Origin of the sequence: Streptomyces sp. cmx-18-6 (assembly GCF_046548915.1) — a bacterium.
Taxonomy (GTDB): Bacteria; Actinomycetota; Actinomycetes; order Streptomycetales; family Streptomycetaceae; genus Streptomyces.
On record NZ_JAEBEP010000001.1, the window covers coordinates 92,764 to 110,270 of the forward strand.

At 72.6% G+C, this 17,507-nt stretch carries 17 protein-coding genes and 1 riboswitch; of the genes, 11 read left to right on the plus strand and 6 right to left on the minus strand.

Going from position 1 to position 17,507, the window contains the following annotated elements; all coding sequences use genetic code 11:
* The first annotated feature begins 154 nt into the window (after positions 1-154).
* From ACLJPL_RS00405 to ACLJPL_RS00425, 5 genes are all read left to right on the plus strand, one after another.
* Complete coding sequence (locus tag ACLJPL_RS00405; protein WP_411078606.1) at positions 155-898, plus strand: ATP-binding cassette domain-containing protein; 744 nt, start codon at positions 155-157, stop codon at positions 896-898.
* The gene (locus tag ACLJPL_RS00410) at positions 870-2,957 is read left to right on the plus strand and encodes a YhgE/Pip family protein (RefSeq protein WP_411078607.1); all 2,088 of its coding nucleotides are present in this window, start codon (positions 870-872) and stop codon (positions 2,955-2,957) included. The genes ACLJPL_RS00405 and ACLJPL_RS00410 overlap by 29 nt, the downstream gene beginning before the upstream one ends.
* A gap of 29 nt (positions 2,958-2,986) precedes the next feature.
* Positions 2,987-3,598, plus strand: coding sequence for a TetR/AcrR family transcriptional regulator (locus ACLJPL_RS00415; RefSeq protein WP_411078608.1), 612 nt, complete (start codon positions 2,987-2,989; stop codon positions 3,596-3,598).
* 360 nt (positions 3,599-3,958) lie between these two features.
* Positions 3,959-4,576 carry a DUF4126 domain-containing protein gene (locus ACLJPL_RS00420; protein ID WP_411078609.1) on the plus strand — a complete coding sequence of 206 codons (618 nt, stop codon included), beginning with the start codon at positions 3,959-3,961 and terminating at the stop codon, positions 4,574-4,576.
* 66 nt (positions 4,577-4,642) lie between these two features.
* A complete protein-coding gene (locus tag ACLJPL_RS00425) occupies positions 4,643-6,148 on the plus strand; it encodes a phytoene desaturase family protein (RefSeq protein WP_411078610.1) in 1,506 nt (501 codons plus the stop codon).
* 36 nt (positions 6,149-6,184) lie between these two features.
* Here the strand turns inward: ACLJPL_RS00425 and ACLJPL_RS00430 are convergent, their stop codons facing one another.
* The 5 genes from ACLJPL_RS00430 to ACLJPL_RS00450 form a co-directional block, all read right to left on the minus strand.
* Positions 6,185-7,192 carry a hypothetical protein gene (locus ACLJPL_RS00430; protein WP_411078611.1) on the minus strand — a complete coding sequence of 336 codons (1,008 nt, stop codon included), beginning with the start codon at positions 7,190-7,192 and terminating at the stop codon, positions 6,185-6,187.
* Positions 7,193-7,241: 49 nt separating this feature from the next.
* Positions 7,242-8,159 (minus strand): methylenetetrahydrofolate reductase [NAD(P)H], encoded by a 918-nt coding sequence (gene metF / locus ACLJPL_RS00435; RefSeq protein WP_411078612.1) that lies wholly within the window; start codon positions 8,157-8,159, stop codon positions 7,242-7,244.
* Positions 8,160-8,280: 121 nt separating this feature from the next.
* Positions 8,281-8,931, minus strand: a complete 651-nt coding sequence (gene thiE / locus ACLJPL_RS00440) for a thiamine phosphate synthase (protein ID WP_411078613.1) — start codon at positions 8,929-8,931, stop codon at positions 8,281-8,283.
* Positions 8,932-9,010: 79 nt separating this feature from the next.
* Positions 9,011-9,376: an Rv2175c family DNA-binding protein gene (locus ACLJPL_RS00445; protein WP_030564177.1), complete on the minus strand. Its 366-nt coding sequence runs from the start codon at positions 9,374-9,376 to the stop codon at positions 9,011-9,013.
* 93 nt (positions 9,377-9,469) lie between these two features.
* A complete protein-coding gene (locus tag ACLJPL_RS00450) occupies positions 9,470-10,714 on the minus strand; it encodes an NAD(P)/FAD-dependent oxidoreductase (RefSeq protein ID WP_411078614.1) in 1,245 nt (414 codons plus the stop codon).
* Positions 10,715-10,867: 153 nt separating this feature from the next.
* Positions 10,868-10,980, plus strand: a riboswitch (TPP riboswitch).
* On the opposite strand from ACLJPL_RS00450, the gene thiO reads away from it, so the two are divergent.
* The 5 genes from thiO (at position 10,978) to ACLJPL_RS00475 (ending at position 16,164) form a co-directional block, all read left to right on the plus strand.
* A complete protein-coding gene (gene thiO, locus ACLJPL_RS00455) occupies positions 10,978-12,165 on the plus strand; it encodes a glycine oxidase ThiO (protein ID WP_411078615.1) in 1,188 nt (395 codons plus the stop codon). It overlaps the preceding riboswitch by 3 nt.
* Entirely contained in the window at positions 12,162-12,374 is a 213-nt protein-coding gene (gene thiS / locus ACLJPL_RS00460; protein ID WP_411078616.1) for a sulfur carrier protein ThiS, read from the plus strand. The genes thiO and thiS overlap by 4 nt, the downstream gene beginning before the upstream one ends.
* A gap of 2 nt (positions 12,375-12,376) precedes the next feature.
* Entirely contained in the window at positions 12,377-13,171 is a 795-nt protein-coding gene (locus tag ACLJPL_RS00465; protein WP_411078617.1) for a thiazole synthase, read from the plus strand.
* 135 nt (positions 13,172-13,306) lie between these two features.
* Entirely contained in the window at positions 13,307-15,235 is a 1,929-nt protein-coding gene (gene pknB / locus ACLJPL_RS00470; RefSeq protein WP_411078618.1) for a Stk1 family PASTA domain-containing Ser/Thr kinase, read from the plus strand.
* Positions 15,236-15,279: 44 nt separating this feature from the next.
* Positions 15,280-16,164 (plus strand): deoxyribonuclease IV, encoded by an 885-nt coding sequence (locus ACLJPL_RS00475; protein ID WP_411078619.1) that lies wholly within the window; start codon positions 15,280-15,282, stop codon positions 16,162-16,164.
* Positions 16,165-16,174: 10 nt separating this feature from the next.
* On the opposite strand, the gene ACLJPL_RS00480 is transcribed toward ACLJPL_RS00475, so the two are convergent.
* The gene (locus tag ACLJPL_RS00480) at positions 16,175-16,807 is read right to left on the minus strand and encodes a sulfite oxidase-like oxidoreductase (RefSeq protein ID WP_411078620.1); all 633 of its coding nucleotides are present in this window, start codon (positions 16,805-16,807) and stop codon (positions 16,175-16,177) included.
* 162 nt (positions 16,808-16,969) lie between these two features.
* Here ACLJPL_RS00480 and bfr point away from each other — a divergent pair, with 162 nt between their 5' ends.
* A complete protein-coding gene (bfr, locus tag ACLJPL_RS00485) occupies positions 16,970-17,449 on the plus strand; it encodes a bacterioferritin (RefSeq protein WP_356363861.1) in 480 nt (159 codons plus the stop codon).
* Positions 17,450-17,507 lie beyond the last annotated feature (58 nt).

Sequence of the window (17,507 nt, forward strand, 5' to 3'; positions counted from 1 at the left end):
CCATGGTGACGGCCCCCACTGACAATCGGTCAGAACCCGCCCCTGACCTGCTTTTTTGCTTCGAGCGCGAGTTCGGGCTAACTTTTTGCACTGACCAGTCAGTTCAAAAGAAAGCCGGGCCGGAACCATCACGGCCGGGATCAGGGGAGGGTCTGTGGAGAGCCCGCACGGCGCGGCAGTCGGCGCCGAGGACTTTGGACTCAAGGGGCCGCGCGGCTGGGCCTTTCGCAAGGTGGGGTTCACCGCCGAACCGGGGTCGCTCATCGCTGTCGAGGGCCCTTCGGGCTCCGGGCGCACCTGTCTTCTGCTCGCTCTGACCGGGCGCATGCGCGCCACCGAGGGCGGCGCGCGGGTCGGGGAGTTCGAGCTGCCGCGCAAGGCCGCCGCCGTCCGCAGGATCGCCGCGCTGGGCCCGGTCCCCGGCGTCAGCGAGCTGGACCCCGCCTTCACCGTCGCCGAGCACCTGCGCGAGCGGGCGCTGCTCCAGGGCCGCTACGGGGCGTCCCTGCGCACCCTGCTGCGCCCCCGCGCGGAGCGCCGGGCCACCGCACGGGCCCGGATCGACGCGGCCCTGGAGGCCGCGGGGCTCGACACCGCGACCCTGCCCAAGGCCGAGCGGACCTCCGTACGGGATCTGGAGCGGCTGGAGGCGCTGCGGCTGTCCGTCGCGCTGGCCATGATCGGCACGCCGCGGCTGCTGGCCCTGGACGACGCCGACCTCAAGCTCTCCGCCGCGGAGCGGGCCGACGCCTGGGCCATGCTGCGGGCCGTCGCCGCCTCCGGCACCACCGTGCTCGCCGTGTGCAGCGAGGCCCCCGAGGACGCCCAGGTCGTTCTGACCGCACCCATCACCGAAGAGGAGACGGCAGATGCGTTCGCCGAAGCTGGCCGCGCTTGAGCTGCGGCGGTTCCGCAGGGGGAAGCTGCCGGCCGCCGCACTGGTCGCCCTGCTGCTCCTGCCGCTGCTGTACGGCGCCCTGTACCTGTTCTCGTTCTGGGACCCGTACGGGAACCTCGACAAGCTGCCGGTCGCCCTGGTCAACAACGACAAGGGGGCCACGAACGACGGCGAGCGCGTCAACGCGGGCGACGAGATCAGCGACAAGCTGCTCGACTCCAAGGTGTTCGCGTGGCACGAGGTGAGCTCCGCCGAGGCCGACAAGGGCGTCGAGGACGGGACGTACTACCTCTCTTTGACGATGCCGTCCGACTTCAGCAAGAAGATCGCGTCCAGCGGCGGGGACTCCCCCGAGACGGGCGCGCTCCAGGTGCGGACGAACGACGCGAACAACTACATCGTCGGGCAGATCTCCAAGACGGTCTTCGGCGAGGTGCGCAACGCCGCCTCCACGAACGCCTCGCGGGGCTTCCTGGACCGCATCTTCATCAACTTCTCCGACCTGCACGACAAGACCGCCGACGCGGCCAAGGGCGCGGACGAGCTCAAGGGCGGCATATCGAAGGCGAAGGAGGGCTCCAAGAAGCTCGCGGACGGCCTCAAGAGCTCCAAGGAGGGCAGCAAGCGGCTCTCCGACGTGCTCGTCAAGCTGAACACCGGGGCGGGCGGCGTCGCCACCGGCACCGGCCAGGTGGCCACCGGCACCCAGACCCTGGCCGACAAGGTCAACGGCATCGCCGGCGACGCCCGCCCCTTCTTCAAGGACAACGGCAAGGCCATCGGGGACACCGCCCGGCTGGTCGCCGACGGATCGAAGGCGACGCGCGAGGGCCTCGACGGGCTGACGAAGGCCGCCCCGACCGCGTCGGCCGAGGCCCGCAAGGCGGCCGACGAGCTCGGCACGGCCTACCGCACCCAGTGCGAGGAGGCCGCCGAGCCCGACGAGACGACCTGCCCCGCGTTGGAGAAGGCCAGTACGGCGGCCTCCGACGCCGCCGAGGTCGCGGCCGATGTGAGCGCCCTGGTCACCAGCCGCAACGGCGAACTGAAGGCGCTCAGCACCCATCTGGCCTCCTTCGAGAAGCAGGCCGAGGCGCTGGCGAAGCGCGCGCCGACCCTGGACGACGACCTGGAGAAGGCCGTCAGGGACGTGAACGCGCTCAACACCGGCGCCCACAAGGTCGCCAAGGGCGCGGCGGAGGTGCACGCGGGCCTCGGCAAGGCCAGTACCGGCTCCGCCGACCTGGACACCGGCGTCGGCAAGCTCAAGACGGGCGCGGAGAACCTGGACGGCGGCCTCTTCCGGCTCGGCGACGGCTCGACCGAGCTGGCCCAGGGTCTCAACGACGGCGTGGAGAAGATCCCGGACTACGACAAGAAGGACCGCGACGCCCGGACCGACGTGATGGCCGACCCGGTGAAGCTGGCCTCCAAGTCCCTGCACGCCGCGCCCAACTACGGCACCGGGTTCGCCCCGTACTTCATCCCGCTCTCCCTCTGGGTCGGCGCGATGGTCGCGTACATGATCATCCAGCCGCTCAACAAGCGGGCGCTCTCCACGGGGGCCTCCGCCTGGCGGATCGCCTTCGCAGGCTGGCTCCCGGTCGCCGCCATCGGCATCCTCCAGGTCGGCGCACTGATGGCCGTCCTGCACTGGGGTCTGGGCCTGGAGATGGAGCGCTCCGCCGGGACGATCGCCTTCCTGGCCCTGGTGACCTGCTGCTTCGGCGCGATCGTGCAGTGGCTCAACGCCTGCTTCGGCGCGGCCGGACGCATCCTGGTGCTGGTGGTGCTGATGCTCCAGCTGACCTCGGCCGGGGGCACGTACCCCGTCCAGACCAGTCCCGGCTTCTTCGGCGCGATCCACCCGTACCTGCCCATGACGTACGTCGTCGAGGGGCTGCGCCGGCTCATCACCGGCGGCCCGCTCGGCCCGGTCTGGCTGGGCTGCGCGGTGCTGGGCGCCTTCACGGTCGGCGCACTCGCCCTGACCGCGTTCACCGCCCGCCGCAAGCAGGTGTGGAGCCTGAGCCGGCTGCACCCGGAACTGAGCCTGTGAGCGCGCCGGAAGCTGGGAGAATCGGCCTCATGGAAAGCAGTGGCACCACGCGCCGCCAGGCCACCCGGCAGAGGCTCTACGAGGCGGCGGTGACCCTCATCGCCGAGAAGGGGTTCTCCGCGACCACGGTCGACGAGATCGCCGAGCGGGCCGGAGTCGCCAAGGGCACGGTCTACTACAACTTCAAGAGCAAGACCGAGCTGTTCGAGGAGCTGCTCCGGCACGGCGTCGGCCTCCTCACCGTCTCGCTGCGGGCCGCCGCCGAGGAGTCCGAGGAACGCGGCGGCACCCGGGTCGAGGCGCTGGACGCGATGATCCGGGCCGGTCTCGCCTTCATCGACCGCTACCCGGCCTTCACCCAGCTGTACGTGGCCGAGCTCTGGCGCACCAACCGCGCCTGGCAGTCCACGCTGCTGGTGGTGCGTCAGGAGGCCGTCGCCGTCGTGGAGGACGTCCTGCGCGACGCGGTGCGCACCGGTGAGCTGAGCGAGGAGATCGACATCCCGCTGACGGCCGCCGCACTGGTCGGCATGGTGCTGGTGGCGGCGCTGGACTGGCAGGCGTTCCAGCCGGAGCGCTCGATCGACGAGGTCCACTCGGCGCTGTCCCTGCTGCTGCACGGGCGGGTCAGCGGGCACTGAGCGGCAGGGCCGCGCCGCACACGAAACACGAAGACGCCGGCCGCTGGAGCTCGCATCCCCCGCGAACTCCACCGGACCGGCGTCTTCCGTGCACCGTCGGACCCGTTCCCCGTGACCCCGTATGTCCCCCGTGGCCCCCGGTCCCGACGTCGTGCACCCCCGTTCCGTCAGGGGCCGCGCCGTTCCGCCGCCCCGTGCCGGCGGTCCGGGCGCCGCGCCCCTTCCGTGGTCACCACTCTTCCGTCCCCGCAGGTCGGGGCCCATCCGCGCAACTACTCATCTCGACGACTAGGTACGGATACTCAGGGCTGCGCACCCGGCCCCACCCGGCGGCGGGGCGGGGTCGTTACGATCTGCTGCGTGTCGATAATCCCTCTGGTGTTCACAAGCGGCTGGGCGAGCGGGATCAACGCCTACGCGGTGGTCCTGCTGCTCGGCGTCTTCGGCGCGACCGGCGTCTCCGACGAGGTGCCGGACGCCCTCCAGCGCACCGATGTGCTGATCGTGGCCGGTGTGCTCTTCCTCTGCGAGGTGGTGGCCGACAAGATCCCCTACGTGGACTCCGTCTGGGACACCGCGCACACCGTGATCCGTCCGGTGACCGGGGCGGTGATCGCCGCGCTGCTCGCCGGGGAGAGCGGTTCGCTGCCGGAGGTGGCGGCCGGGGCGATCGGCGGGTCCACGGCGCTGATGAGCCATCTGGTGAAGGCCGGGACGAGGATGGCGGTCAACACCTCGCCGGAGCCCTTCAGCAACATCGGGATGAGCATCGCCGAGGACCTCGGCGTCGCCGGAATCGTCACGTTCGCCATATTCAACCCGGTGGCGGCGGCCGTGATCGCCGGAGTGCTGCTGGTGCTCGGGATCGTCGTCGTGGTGTTCCTGGCCTCGCGGATCCGCCGGTTCCTGCGCCGCCGGGCCCAGCGCCGCGAGGAGAAACGCCTGGCCGGGACGGGCGGGCCCTGGCCCCACGGCTGAGAGCCGCCCGGTCGGGGTCCCCGGGCGGGCTCCGCGTTGTCAGTGGGGGTCGCTAGAGTCACCGGCATGGCACGAATTGCGGTGATCGGCGCCGGGACGGGCGCCATGGCGGCGGCCGCCCGGCTCGCCGTCGCGGGCGACGAGGTGACGGTCTACGAGCGGTCGCAGAGCTACGGCGGCTCGGTCGGCCGCCATGAGCGCGACGGGTTCGTCTTCGACACCGGGCCCGGGCTGCTGCATCTGCCCGCCGTCCAGCGGGACCTCTTCGTGAAGACCGGCAAGGAGTCCCTGGAGCAGTGCGTGACGCTGACCCAGGTCGACCCGGCGAGCCGCCACCTGTTCGCGGACGGCACAGCGGTGTCCCTGCCCAACGCCTCCCGCGCCGGGGTGGCTTCCGCCCTGGACGCGGCGCTCGGAGCCGGTGCCGGGGAGCGCTGGACCGCGTTCCTGGAGCGGGCCCGGGACGCCTGGGACCGGTCGCGGCGGCCGTTGCTGGAGGAGCCGCTGCGGGCGGACCACCAGGTGCTGGGGCGCGACCCGTATCCCGCCGCGAGGCAGCGCCGGCTGCTGCGCGGGGCCCGGCAGGCGGCCACTGTGGCCCAGATCGGCGCCTGGGAGCTGGCGGACCCCCGGCTCGCGGCCCTGCTGGACGGCTACGCCCTCGCGTACGGGCTCGACCCGCGCACCGCCCCCGCGAGCGCCGCGCTGCTGCCGTACATGGAGCAGAGCTTCGGCAGCTGGTACGTGATGGGCGGGATGCGGGAGCTGGCCCGGGCGGTGTACGAGCGGTGCGTGGCCCGGAAGGTGGAGTTCGTCTTCGGGGCCGAGGTGGTCCGGGTGGTGGAGAAGGACGGCCGGGCGGCGGGCGTGGAGCTGACGGGCGGTGAGGTGGCCGAGGCGGACCGGGTGGTGCTGGGGGTCCGGCCGCACGCCGGGCTGGCGCCGGGTCAGCAGGTGTGGGGCGCGGACGACGTGACCGTCCGGTCGGGGGCGGTGCCGGGGCGGTTCACGGTGCTGCTGTCGCTGCGCGGGGGCCGGGAGGCGGACGCTGTGCACCGGACGGTGGTGCACAGCGCCGACGGGGCGGCGGAGCAGGAGGCGGTGTTCGGGGGCCGGGTCGCCGCGCACCCCACAGTGACGGTGCTGCGCCCCGACGACCCGGCGACCCGCCCGGACGAGGAGCACGAGGCGGTGACGCTGACGGCGACGGTGGCCCCGCGGGGCCCGGTGGACTGGACGGACCCGGCGCTGCGGCAGCGGTTCGCGGACGCGTTGGTGGAGCGGGCGGGGGCGGCCGTTCCCGGGCTGCGGGAGCGGATCCTGCACACCGAGGTCCGTACGCCTGCGGAGACCGAGGCCGAGACGGGGGCCGAGGGCGGTGCGGTGCCGCCGCCCGCGCTGGCCGGTGCGCAGGGCGCGTATCTGCACCCCGGCAATCTCACCCGGCTGCCGGGGCTGTATCTGGCGGGCGGCTGGTCGCACCCGGGCGGCGGGCTCGCGCACGCCGGGATGTCGGGGACGCTGGTGGCCGGGCTCGTGGTGGAGGGCGACGGCTTCCGCGGCTCGCAGTAGGCGCTTGCGCCGGTCTGCCGCCGCCCCGCCCCGCCCTCAGTAGCGGTACTGCTCGTTCTGGCCGGTGTCGTAGCCGTTGCCGTTGGACTGGCCGTACGGAGCGGGCTCGGCGGGCTGCTCCGGAGGCATCGGCGGGTACTGCTCGGCGTCGCGCTGCTGCGGGACCCAGACGCCGCCGGGCGGGGTGTCGGTGGCGTAGGCGTCCGTGGCGTGCGTCCCCGCGTCGTAGTTCTGGGCGTAGGGGTCCGCGTAGCTCTGCTGACCGCCCTGGCTGTCGTAGCCGCCGCCGTTGCCGTAGGCGTCGTAACCGGCGTACGGGGCGGAGCCGTTGGTGGTGCCGATGTACGGGTCGGAGTAGGCGGCGTAGCTCTGCTGACCGGTGCCGTAGTCGTACGGCCCCGGGTAGGCGTCCTGGCCCTGCTGCCGTCCGTAGTCGGCGTACGGGTCGTCGTACGCGGCGAACTGCGACTGGTCGGCGGGAGCGGAGGGGTCGCTCTCGTGCCGCTGGTGGTCCGGGCCTCCCTGACCGGCCCCGTCCGGCCCGTAACCGGAATCGCGGTACACGCCGTACTGGCCGGTGTCGTCGGGCAGCGGCTGCGGCTCGTACACGGAGGTCGGGGCGTCGGCCGCGGCGGCCGGGACTCCGACATGGTCGAAACCGGAATCGAAGCCGAGGGCGGAGGCGGGGTGGGCGGCGGGGTCCGAGACCTCCAGGCCGGAGACCTCCAGCGTGGGTTCCTTGACGGCCGCGCTCTCACCGCCGCCACGGCGACGGCGGCTCTCCCCCGGGCTGCCGCCGATGGCCCAGCCGGTGGAGAAGCCGCGCCGGAAGGAGAGCGTCACATAGGTCTGGCCGGTGGCGAAGGCGAGCGTCCCGACGACGATGACCGGGACGGAGGCGAGCAGGACCCCGATGACGACGCCGAGGAAGCCGCCGAAGGCCAGGAGCCGCCAGCGCAGCCGCGCCTTGTACTGCAGCAGCACCTCGCCCAGCAGCCACAGCGCCACCAAGCCGAATGCGATGTAGAGGACCGTCCAGCCCACGCCCGCCCCCTCCCTGCGGCCGTAGCCGCTCGGGGGCGGGTACGGCCGGTCACGACTGCTTGTGCAGTCCGAGATTCTCGTAGATTTCGAGCGTTGCCGTCGAGTTGTTGAGCGTGATGAAGTGCAGTCCGGGCACACCCTCGGACAGCAGCGTCGCGCAGAACTCCGTTGCGAACTCGATGCCAATGGAGCGTACAGCGGCCGCATCGTCCTTGGCCGCGAGGATGCGCTCTTTCAGCGCCTCGGGCACGGTCGCGTTGCTGAGCTGTGAGAACTTTTCCAATTGCTTCACACTCGTGAGCGGCATGACCTCGGGGATCACGGGCGTTTCGCAACCGGCGGCGACCACCTGGTCACGCATCCGGAGGTAGTCCTCGGGGCGGAAGAACATCTGGGTGATGGCGTAGTCGGCCCCGGCACGGCACTTGTCCACGAAGTGGCCGATGTCCGTCTCCCGGTCCGAGGAGCGCGGATGCATTTCGGGGAAGGCCGCGACGCCCACGCAGAAGTCGCCGGACTCCTTGATGAGCCGGACGAGGTCGGCCGCGTACTTCACGCCCTGCGGGTGCTCGACCCACTCGCCCATCGGGTCGCCCGGCGGGTCGCCCCGGACGGCGAGGATGTTCCTGATGCCGGCGTCGGCGTACTGCCCGACCATGTTGCGCAGCTCGGCGATCGAGTGGTTGACCGCGGTGAGGTGGGCGACCGGCGTGAGCGTGGAGTCGGCGGCGATCTGCTGGGTCGCCTTCACCGTCCCGGCCCGGGTGGAGCCTCCGGCCCCGTACGTCACCGACACGAAGCTCGGCCGCACCGCCTCGACGCGGCGCAGCGCGTTCCAGAGGTTGCGCTCGCCCTTCTCGGTCTTCGGCGCCCAGAACTCGAAGGAATACGAGGTCTTGCCGGTCGCGAGCAGGTCACGCACGGTGAGTGCGTGGTCCGTCCTGGTGGAAGGTGTCCCAAGGGCCATAGGGGGAGGTTAACCAGGGGGTGGACACTCCCCCAACCAGAGCGGGCGATTTTGTCTTGTTTTACGGGTTTGTCGTCCACCCCTTGGACAGTGGGCGCGGAGCGCGCCGCGCAACGGCTGCTCAGAGTGCGTGCGCCCGGACCCGCTTCGCCAGGTCGGCGGTGGCGGCCGCAGGGTCGTCGGCCCCGGTGATCGCCCGGACGACGACTATGCGGCGGGCCCCGGCCTCCAGCACCTCGTCCACGTTCCCCGCGTCGATCCCGCCGATGGCGAACCAGGGGCGCGGCTGCTCCAGGGAGGCGGCGTACCGCACGAGGCCGAGGCCCGGGGCGTGGCGGCCGGGCTTGGTGGGGGTGGGCCAGCAGGGGCCGGTGCAGAAGTAGTCCACGCCGTCCTGGGCGACGGCGGCGTCGACCTCGGACTCGGCGTGGGTGGAGCGGCCGATCACCCGGTCGGGGCCGATGATCGCGCGGGCGGCGGGCACCGGCAGGTCGCCCTGGCCCAGGTGCAGGACGTCGGCGGCGATGGCGTGGGCGACGTCGGCGCGGTCGTTGACCGCCAGGAGCTTGCCGTGCCGGCGGCAGGCGTCGGCGAAGACCGCGAGGTGCTCCAGCTCCTCGGCGGCCTCCATGCCCTTGTCCCGCAGCTGGACGATGTCGACGCCGGCGGCGAGCACGGCGTCCAGGAACGCGGGGAGGTCGCCCTGCTTCTTGCGGGCGTCCGTGCACAGGTAGAGCCGGGCGTCGGACAGCTGCTCGCGAGGCGTGGACATGGTGGAGCTCCCCCGTGGTCGTGGCGGGGCACGGGCCGCGCTGCACGCGGGGCCCGTACGCCGCTTCCGGTCGTGTCGGTCAGACGGCGAGCGCCTGGGCGCGGCGCTTCACCTCCGTACCGCGATTCTCGCTCAGCGCCTGCGCGGGGGTGCCGGGCAGGGTCGGGTCGGGAGTGAAGAGCCACTCCAGCATCTCTTCGTCGGAATAGCCGTCGTCCCTCAGGAGGGTCAGGGTCCCGGAGAGGCCCTTGACCACCTTGTCGCCGTCGATGAAGGCGGCGGGCACCTGAAGCGTCCGGTTCTCACCACGGCGTACGGCGATGAGCTGGCCTTCCTTGACCAACTGCCGTACACGCGTCACCTCGACATCGAGCTTTTCCGCGATGTCGGGGAGGTGGAGCCAGGCGGGGACGAGAGCATCGGTCTTTGCGTCAATCTCGGTCACAGGGACAAGCGTGCCATCCGGGACTGACAGCCGGTAGCCGGGCCGACCGTACGGGGGTCGCCCGGGCCGCTCCTCGCGCGGTCGGCCCGGCGGTCACAGGGCGGCGGACTTCAGGGGTACGGCGGGGTCGGCGACCCGGTCGGGGTCCAGGACGGCCCCGGATTCGATGAGTCTGCGGCCCTGGGCGAGGTCGCGCGGGCGGCCCACCGCCAGCACGGCGACCAGGGCCCCGTCGCGCAGCCAGCACACCGACCAGGCGGCCTCCGCGCCGTCGCCGCGCCACAGGAGGGTGTCGGCGTGGGCGTGGTGGCCGGCGTACTGGACGAAGCGGCCGAACTGCTCGGACCAGAAGTAGGGGACGGGGTCGTGGACGGGGAGCGGTCCGTCCGCCCCGGCGGCGAGGATCGCGGCGGCCACGGTTCGCGGGCCCTGGAGGGCGTTGTCCCAGTGGTGGATCAGCAGGCGTTCGCCGTAGCGGGCGGAGGGGAAGGAGGCGCAGTCCCCGACCGCGTACACATCGGGCAGCGAGGTGCGCAGGGCGCTGTCGGCGGTGACCGAGCCGTCCGGGCCGCGTTCGACGCCGGAGCCGGCGAGCCAGGCGGTGGCGGGGCGCGCGCCGATGCCGACGACGACGGCCCCGGCGGGCAGCGTGCGGCCGTCCGTGAGGACCACCGCGCCCTCCTCGACGCGCTCGACCCGGGCGTCGGTGAGGAGTTCCGCGCCGCTCTGCGCGTACCAGTCGGCCATCGGCGCGGCGACCTCGGCGGGCAGGGTCCCGGCCAGCGGGCGGGCGGCGGCCTCGACGACGGTGACCGCGCACCCCGCGGCGCGGGCGGCGGTGGCGAACTCCGCGCCGATCCAGCCCGCGCCGACGACGACCACGTCGTGCCGCCGTCGCAGGACGGGGCGCAGCCGGGCGGCGTCGTCCAGGGTGCGCAGCAGATGGACGCCCTGGACGCCTTCCGTGCCGGGCAGGGTGATGGGCTCCGCGCCGGTCGCCAGGACCAGGACGTCGTACGGGACGGTCCCCTCGGCCGTGTCCAGCAGGTGGTGGGCGGCGCGCAGGGCGGTGACGTCCAGGCCGAGGCGCAGCGTGATGTCCAGCGCCTCGAAGTCGACGTCGAAGGCGGAGCCCTCGGCCGCGCCCAGCAGCACCGCCTTGGACAGCGGCGGCCGGTCGTAGGGCTGGTGGGGTTCGGCGCCGATCAGGGTCACGGGGCCGGTGAAGCCGGCTTCCCGCAGGGCGACGGCGGTCTGCACGCCCGCCATGCCCGCTCCGACGATGACGGCGTTCCGGGTCCGCCGCCCGGCCGCGTGGTGTTCCGTCTGCTCGCTCACCCGCCCACCCTAATCATCTGACGCACCGTCAGGAAAGGAGCTCCCCGGGACGGGAGGCAAGCTCCTCCACCACGCTCGTCCCGCCGCCCTCCTGGGACTCCCACTGGGCGCTCCCCGCTGGGCGGAAGGCGGGTGGGTTTAGGCTGGCCACGGTAGAACACTCGCGGGAGCCCGGACGGACCGGGCTGAGAGGGAGGCTGGGCGGCCTCCGACCGTACGAACCTGATCCGGGTCATGCCGGCGAAGGGAGGGGCTGGACACCCATGCGCGTCTCGGGGAGAACCTCAGGGTCCGACGTCCTGGTCATCGGGGGCGGCGTCATCGGCCTGGTCACCGCGTGGCGGGCGGCCCAGCGCGGGCTGGCCGTCACCGTGGCCGATCCCGATCCGGGCGGCGGCGCGGCGCAGGTCGCGGCGGGCATGCTGGCCGCCGTCACCGAACTGCACTACGGCGAGGAGATGCTGCTCGGCCTCAACCTCGCCTCCGCCGCCCGCTATCCGGAGTTCGTCGCGGAGCTGGAGGCGGCGAGCGGCCTGGACACCGGCTTCCGCACCTGCGGCACGCTGGCCGTCGCGCTGGACTCCGACGACCGGGCGCATCTGCGCGAGCTGCACGCCCTCCAGGAGCGTTCGGGCCTGGAGTCGGTCTGGCTGAACGGCCGCGAGTGCCGCCGGCTTGAGCCGATGCTCGCCCCGGGCGTCCGGGGCGGGCTGCGGGTCGACGGCGACCACCAGGTGGACCCGCGCCGGCTGGCCGCCGCGCTGCTGGCCGCCGGCGAACGGGCCGGGGTGACGTTCCGGCGGGCTCCCGTGGAGCGGCTCACCGTGACCGGGGGCCGGGCGGCCGGGGCGGTGCTCGGCGACGGTACGGAGTCGGCGGCCGATCAGGTCGTGCTGGCGGCGGGCAGCCTCAGCGGGCGGCTCGCGGGGCTCCCGGAGGAGGTCGTGCCGCCGGTCCGCCCGGTCAAGGGCCAGGTCCTGCGGCTCACCGTGCCACCGGCGTACGCCCCCTTCCTCAGCCGTACCGTGCGCGCGGTGGTCCGGGGCGGCCACGTCTATCTCGTACCGCGCGAGAACGGCGAGCTGGTCGTCGGCGCGACCAGCGAGGAGATGGGCTGGGACACCACCGTCACCGCCGGCGGGGTGTACGAGCTGCTGCGCGACGCCCACGAACTGGTGCCCGGCATCACCGAGCTGCCGCTCACCGAGACCCGCGCCGGTCTGCGCCCCGCGTCCCCCGACAACGCCCCGCTGCTGGGCCCGACCGCCCTGCCCGGCCTCCTCCTCGCCACCGGCCACCACCGCAACGGCGTCCTGCTGACGCCCGTCACCGGCGACGCGATGGCCCAGGCGCTGACCACCGGCGAGCTGCCCGAGGTGGCCCGCCCCTTCGCCCCGGGCCGGTTCGCGTCCGCCGACGCCACCCCCGTACTCCAGGAGCAGCCCGTATGAACCCGCCCGTATCCGTCCTGGTCAACGGTGAGCCGCGCACCCTCGACGCGGGGACCGCGCTGGACCGGCTCGTCGCCGCCCTGACCACCGCGCCCTCCGGGGTCGCCGCCGCCGTCAACGAGTGCGTCGTGCCGCGCGGCCAGTGGGCCGCCACCACGCTCGGCGAGGGCGACCGCGTCGAGGTCCTGACCGCCGTGCAGGGAGGCTGACCATGTCCGACGACGTCTTCACGCTGGGCCCCGCCACGTTCGGCTCCCGGCTGATCATGGGCACGGGCGGCGCGCCGAGCCTGGAGGTGCTGGAGCGGTCGCTGATCGCCTCGGGCACCGAGCTGACCACGGTCGCCATGCGCAGGCTCGACCCGACCGTGCGGGGCTCGGTCCTCTCGGTGCTGGAGCGGCTGTCCATCCAGGTCCTGCCCAACACGGCGGGCTGCTTCACGGCGGGCGAGGCGGTGCTCACCGCACGGCTGGCCCGGGAGGCGCTCGGCACCGACTGGGTCAAGCTGGAGGTGATCGCCGACGAGCGGACCCTGCTGCCCGACCCGATCGAGCTGCTCGACGCGGCCGAGGTCCTGGTCGACGACGGGTTCGTGGTGCTGCCGTACACCAACGACGACCCGGTCCTCGCCCGGAAGCTGGAGGACGTGGGGTGCGCGGCGATCATGCCGCTCGGCTCCCCCATCGGCTCCGGGCTCGGCATCCGCAACCCGCACAACTTCGAGCTGATCGTGGAGCGGGCCGGGGTGCCGGTGATCCTGGACGCCGGGGCCGGGACCGCCTCGGACGCGGCGCAGGCGATGGAGCTGGGGTGCGCGGCTGTGATGCTCGCCTCAGCGGTGACCCGGGCGCAGGAGCCGGAGCTGATGGCCGCGGCGATGCGGCACGCGGTGGACGGCGGACGCCTGGCGTACCGGGCGGGCCGGATTCCGCGCCGCCGCTTCGCCGAGGCGTCCTCCCCGGTGGAGGGGCGGGCGGCCCTCGATCCGGAGCGGCCGGCGTTCTGAGCCGCCACGGGTCGTCCGCCCGGGCCCCTCACCGCTCCCACCTGGGACGTGTCCCTGTCACGGATCGGTAAGAGAACGGCTCCGGGATCGCCCCGGGCCGTCCGGGGTGTCGGTGGCGGCTCGTAGACTCTCGGGGTGGACACGACCCTCCAGGACCCTCTTGTCGGGCAGCTGCTCGACGGCCGGTATCGCATCGAGGCGCGCATCGCCGTGGGCGGGATGGCCACGGTCTACCGGGCCGTGGACACCCGTCTGGACCGGGTGCTCGCCCTCAAGGTGATGCACCCGGCGCTCGCCGTCGACGTCGCCTTCGTGGAGCGTTTCATCCGCGAGGCCAAGTCGGTGGCCCGGCTCGCTCACCCCAACGTCGTCGCGGTCTTCGACCAGGGCGCCGAGGGCGCGTACGTCTACCTCGCGATGGAGTACGTCGCGGGCTGCACCCTGCGCGACGTGCTGCGCGAGCGCGGCGCCCTCCAGCCCCGGGCGGCCCTGGACATCCTGGAGCCGGTCCTCGCCGCGCTCGGCGCGGCCCACCGGGCGGGGTTCGTGCACCGCGACATGAAGCCGGAGAACGTCCTGATAGGGGACGACGGCCGGGTCAAGGTCGCCGACTTCGGCCTGGTCAGGGCGGTCGGCACGGCCACCGACACCACCGGTTCGCTGCTGGGCACGGTCTCGTATCTGGCTCCCGAGCAGATCGAGCACGGCACGGCCGACACCCGCAGTGACGTGTACGCCTGCGGGGTCGTGCTGTACGAGATGCTGACCGGCGCGAAGCCGCACACCGGCGAGAACGCCGCCCAGGTCATCTACCGGCACCTCAACACCGACGTCCCGGCCCCCTCCGCCCTCGTGCCGGGGCTCCCGGTCGCGCTGGACAGCCTGGTGGCGAGCGCGACCGCCCGCAACCCCGAGGTGCGCCCGCACGACGCGGTGCTGCTGCTGGCCGAGGCCCGTGAGGCCCGTGCCGGGCTGAGCGAGGCCGAGCTCGACGCCGTACCGCCGCAGGCGCTCTCGGACACGCACGACGGCGCTCAGGACCGTACGAGCGTGATCCCGCGGGCCCTCCCGGCGGACGGCGACGGCGGCGGCGTGCACCGCACCAGCCGTCTGGAGATGCCGCCCCCGCCGCCCCCGCCCCGGCGCGGGGCCGGGCGGCGCGGTCCGTTCGGCGGCCCGCACCGCAAGCTGATCACGGTGCTCACCGCCGTACTGCTGACCCTCGGCATCGGCACGGGCGTCTGGTACATCAACTCCGGCCAGTTCACCCAGGTCCCCTCGCTGCTCGGCCAGACCCAGAAGGCGGCGGAGCAGCGGCTCGAGGACAGCGGGCTCGGGCTGAAGGGCGTGGAGGGGGTCTTCAGCGACACGGTCGAGCGGGGTTCGGTGGTCGGCAGCGACCCCTCCTCCGGCGACCGGATCCGGGGCAACGGCTCGGTGAAGCTCGTCGTCTCGCGCGGGCCGGAGATCGTCCGGGTGCCCGATGTCGCGGGCTCCTCGCTCGCGGACGCCCGGCGTTCCCTGAAGAAGGTGGGCCTGGCCCCCGGCATGGTGACCAAGGAGTTCAGCGAGGACGTGGCGCGCGGCGAGGTCATCCGCACGGATCCCCGCGCGGGGGCCGACCGGAACCCCGATACGGCGGTGGCCCTGGTGGTCAGCAAGGGCAGCCCCATCGACGTCCCGGACGTCACCGGCCTCTCGGTCGAGGACGCCACGGCGGAGCTGGAGGAGCAGGGGCTGAAGGCCGAGGCGCTGCCCGGCCGGGTCCACTCCGCCGAGGCCGACGGGGACATCGCCCAGCAGTCCCCGGGCGCTGGCGACGAAGCGGCCGAGGGCGACACGATCGAGCTGACCGTCTCCAAGGGCCCCCGGATGCTGGACGTTCCCGACGTCACCGGCCGGGATGTCGACGAGGCCAGGAGCACACTGGAGGAGGCGGGCTTCGACGTGAAGGTCGACCGCCCGTTCCTCTCCTTCAGCGACACCATCGCGAGCCAGTCCGTCGAGGGCGGCGAACAGGCCCCGGAGGGGTCCACGATCACCATCAGGACCAAGGGGTTCTAGGACCGTATGAACCACATGAACCACACGCGTGAGCCGGAAATCGTATGAGCGACCCGGTATCCGCAGGCCGGCCGCGCAACCCGGTGGGCGGGCATGTCCCGGTCGCCGGCGGTCTCGCCAAGGTCGGCCTGTCCTACGCCCAGGAGCTGGCGGCGGAGACCGTGCAGGTCTTCGTCGCCAACCCGCGCGGCTGGGCGACGCCCGCCGGCAACCCGGCGCAGGACGACCTGTTCCGCTCGGAGTGCGCGGCGGCGTCCATACCGGCGTACGTCCACGCCCCGTATCTGATCAACTTCGGCTCGCACACCGAGGCGACCGTGGAGCGGTCCGTGGACTCCCTGCGCCACTCGCTGCGCCGGGCCCGGCAGATCGGCGCGCTGGGCGTGGTGGTGCATACGGGCTCCGCGACCGGCGGGCGGCCCCGCTCCGAGGCGCTGGCCCAGGTGCGGGAGCACATGCGGCCGCTGCTGGACGAGCTGACCCATGACGAGGACCCGTATCTGCTGCTGGAGTCCACGGCTGGCCAGGGCTCCTCGCTCTGCTCCCGTACGTGGGACTTCGGACCGTACTTCGAGGCGCTGGACTCCCACCCGAAGCTCGGCATCTGCCTGGACACCTGCCACATCTACGCGGCGGGCCACGACCTGACCGGCCCCTCGGGGATGCGGCAGACGCTGGACCTGCTGGTGGAGACGGTCGGCGCGGGCCGGCTGAAGCTGATCCACGCCAACGACTCCAAGGACGTCGTGGGCGCGCACAAGGACCGGCACGAGAACATCGGCGCGGGTCACATCGGCGCGGAGCCGTTCCGGGAGCTGTTCGCGCACCCGGCGACCGAGGGCGTACCGCTGATCATCGAGACGCCCGGCGGCAAGGAGGGGCACGCGGCGGACGTGGCCCGGCTGAAGGAGCTGCGGGAGACGGCCTGAGAAAGGGGGCTCAGAGCTCGGGGCCGTCGCCCGGTTCCTCCTGGTAGGAGTAGCGCTGCTCGCGCCAGGGGTCGCCGATGTTGTGGTAGCCCCGCTCCTCCCAGAACCCGCGCCGGTCGGCCGTCATGTACTCGACGCCCCGGACCCATTTCGGGCCCTTCCAGGCGTACAGGTGCGGGACGACCAGGCGGAGCGGGAAGCCGTGCTCGGCGGTGAGGAGGTCGCCGTCCTTGTGGGTGGCGAACAGGGAGCGCTCCGAGGCGAAGTCGTCCAGCCGCAGATTCGAGGAGAAGCCGTACTCGGCCCAGACCATCACATGGGTGACGTCGGGCGCGGGGGGCGCCAGGTCGAGCACCGTACGGGCGGAGACTCCGCCCCACTCCGCGCCGATCATGCTGAACTTCGTCACGCAGTGCAGGTCCGCGACGACCGAGGAGAACGGCAGCGCCGAGAAGTCCTGGTGGTTCCAGCAGTGCTTGTCGCCGTCCGCGGTGGCCCCGAAGACCCGGAACTCCCAGCGCTCGGGCTTGAACTTGGGAACGGGCCCGTAGTGGGTGACCGGCCATCCGCGCTGCAGTCGCTGTCCCGGTGGAAGCTCCGACTGCTCTGATTCGCGGTATTCCCGGCTTTCCGGCTGACCCATGCCTCCATGGTGACAGACAGGCGGGGGTGGTCATGACCAGGACGGACCCCGGCGGACCGCCATGGGGTCAACTCGTACTAAGCGTGCACTTACTGGACGGCCGGTGAGTGCGGTGCGAGGATGCGGCCAACTTGTCGATCACTGCCGGAAGGAGCCTTTGCGATGCAGGGCGACCCCGAGGTCCTTGAGTTCCTCAACGAACAGCTGACCGCCGAATTGACCGCTATCAACCAGTACTTCCTGCATGCGAAAATGCAGGACAACTTCGGTTGGACGAAGCTCGCCAAGTACACCCGGGCCGAGTCGTTCGACGAGATGAAGCACGCGGAGATCCTGACCGACCGCATCCTGTTCCTGGACGGCCTGCCGAACTACCAGCGGCTGTTCCATGTGCGGGTGGGCCAGACGGTCACCGAGATGTTCCAGGCGGACCGCCAGGTCGAGGTGGAGGCGATCGACCGCCTCAAGCGCGGGATCGAGGTGATGCGCGCCAAGGGCGACATCACCTCCGCGAACATCTTCGAGTCCATCCTCGCGGACGAGGAGCACCACATCGACTACCTCGACACCCAGCTGGAGCTGGTCGAGAAGCTCGGTGAGCCGCTGTACATCGCGCAGTTGATCGAGCAGCCGGAGAGCTGACCGGAACCGCTCACGAACGGCCCCGGGAGGGACCGCCGGGTCAGGCGGGCGTCGGAGA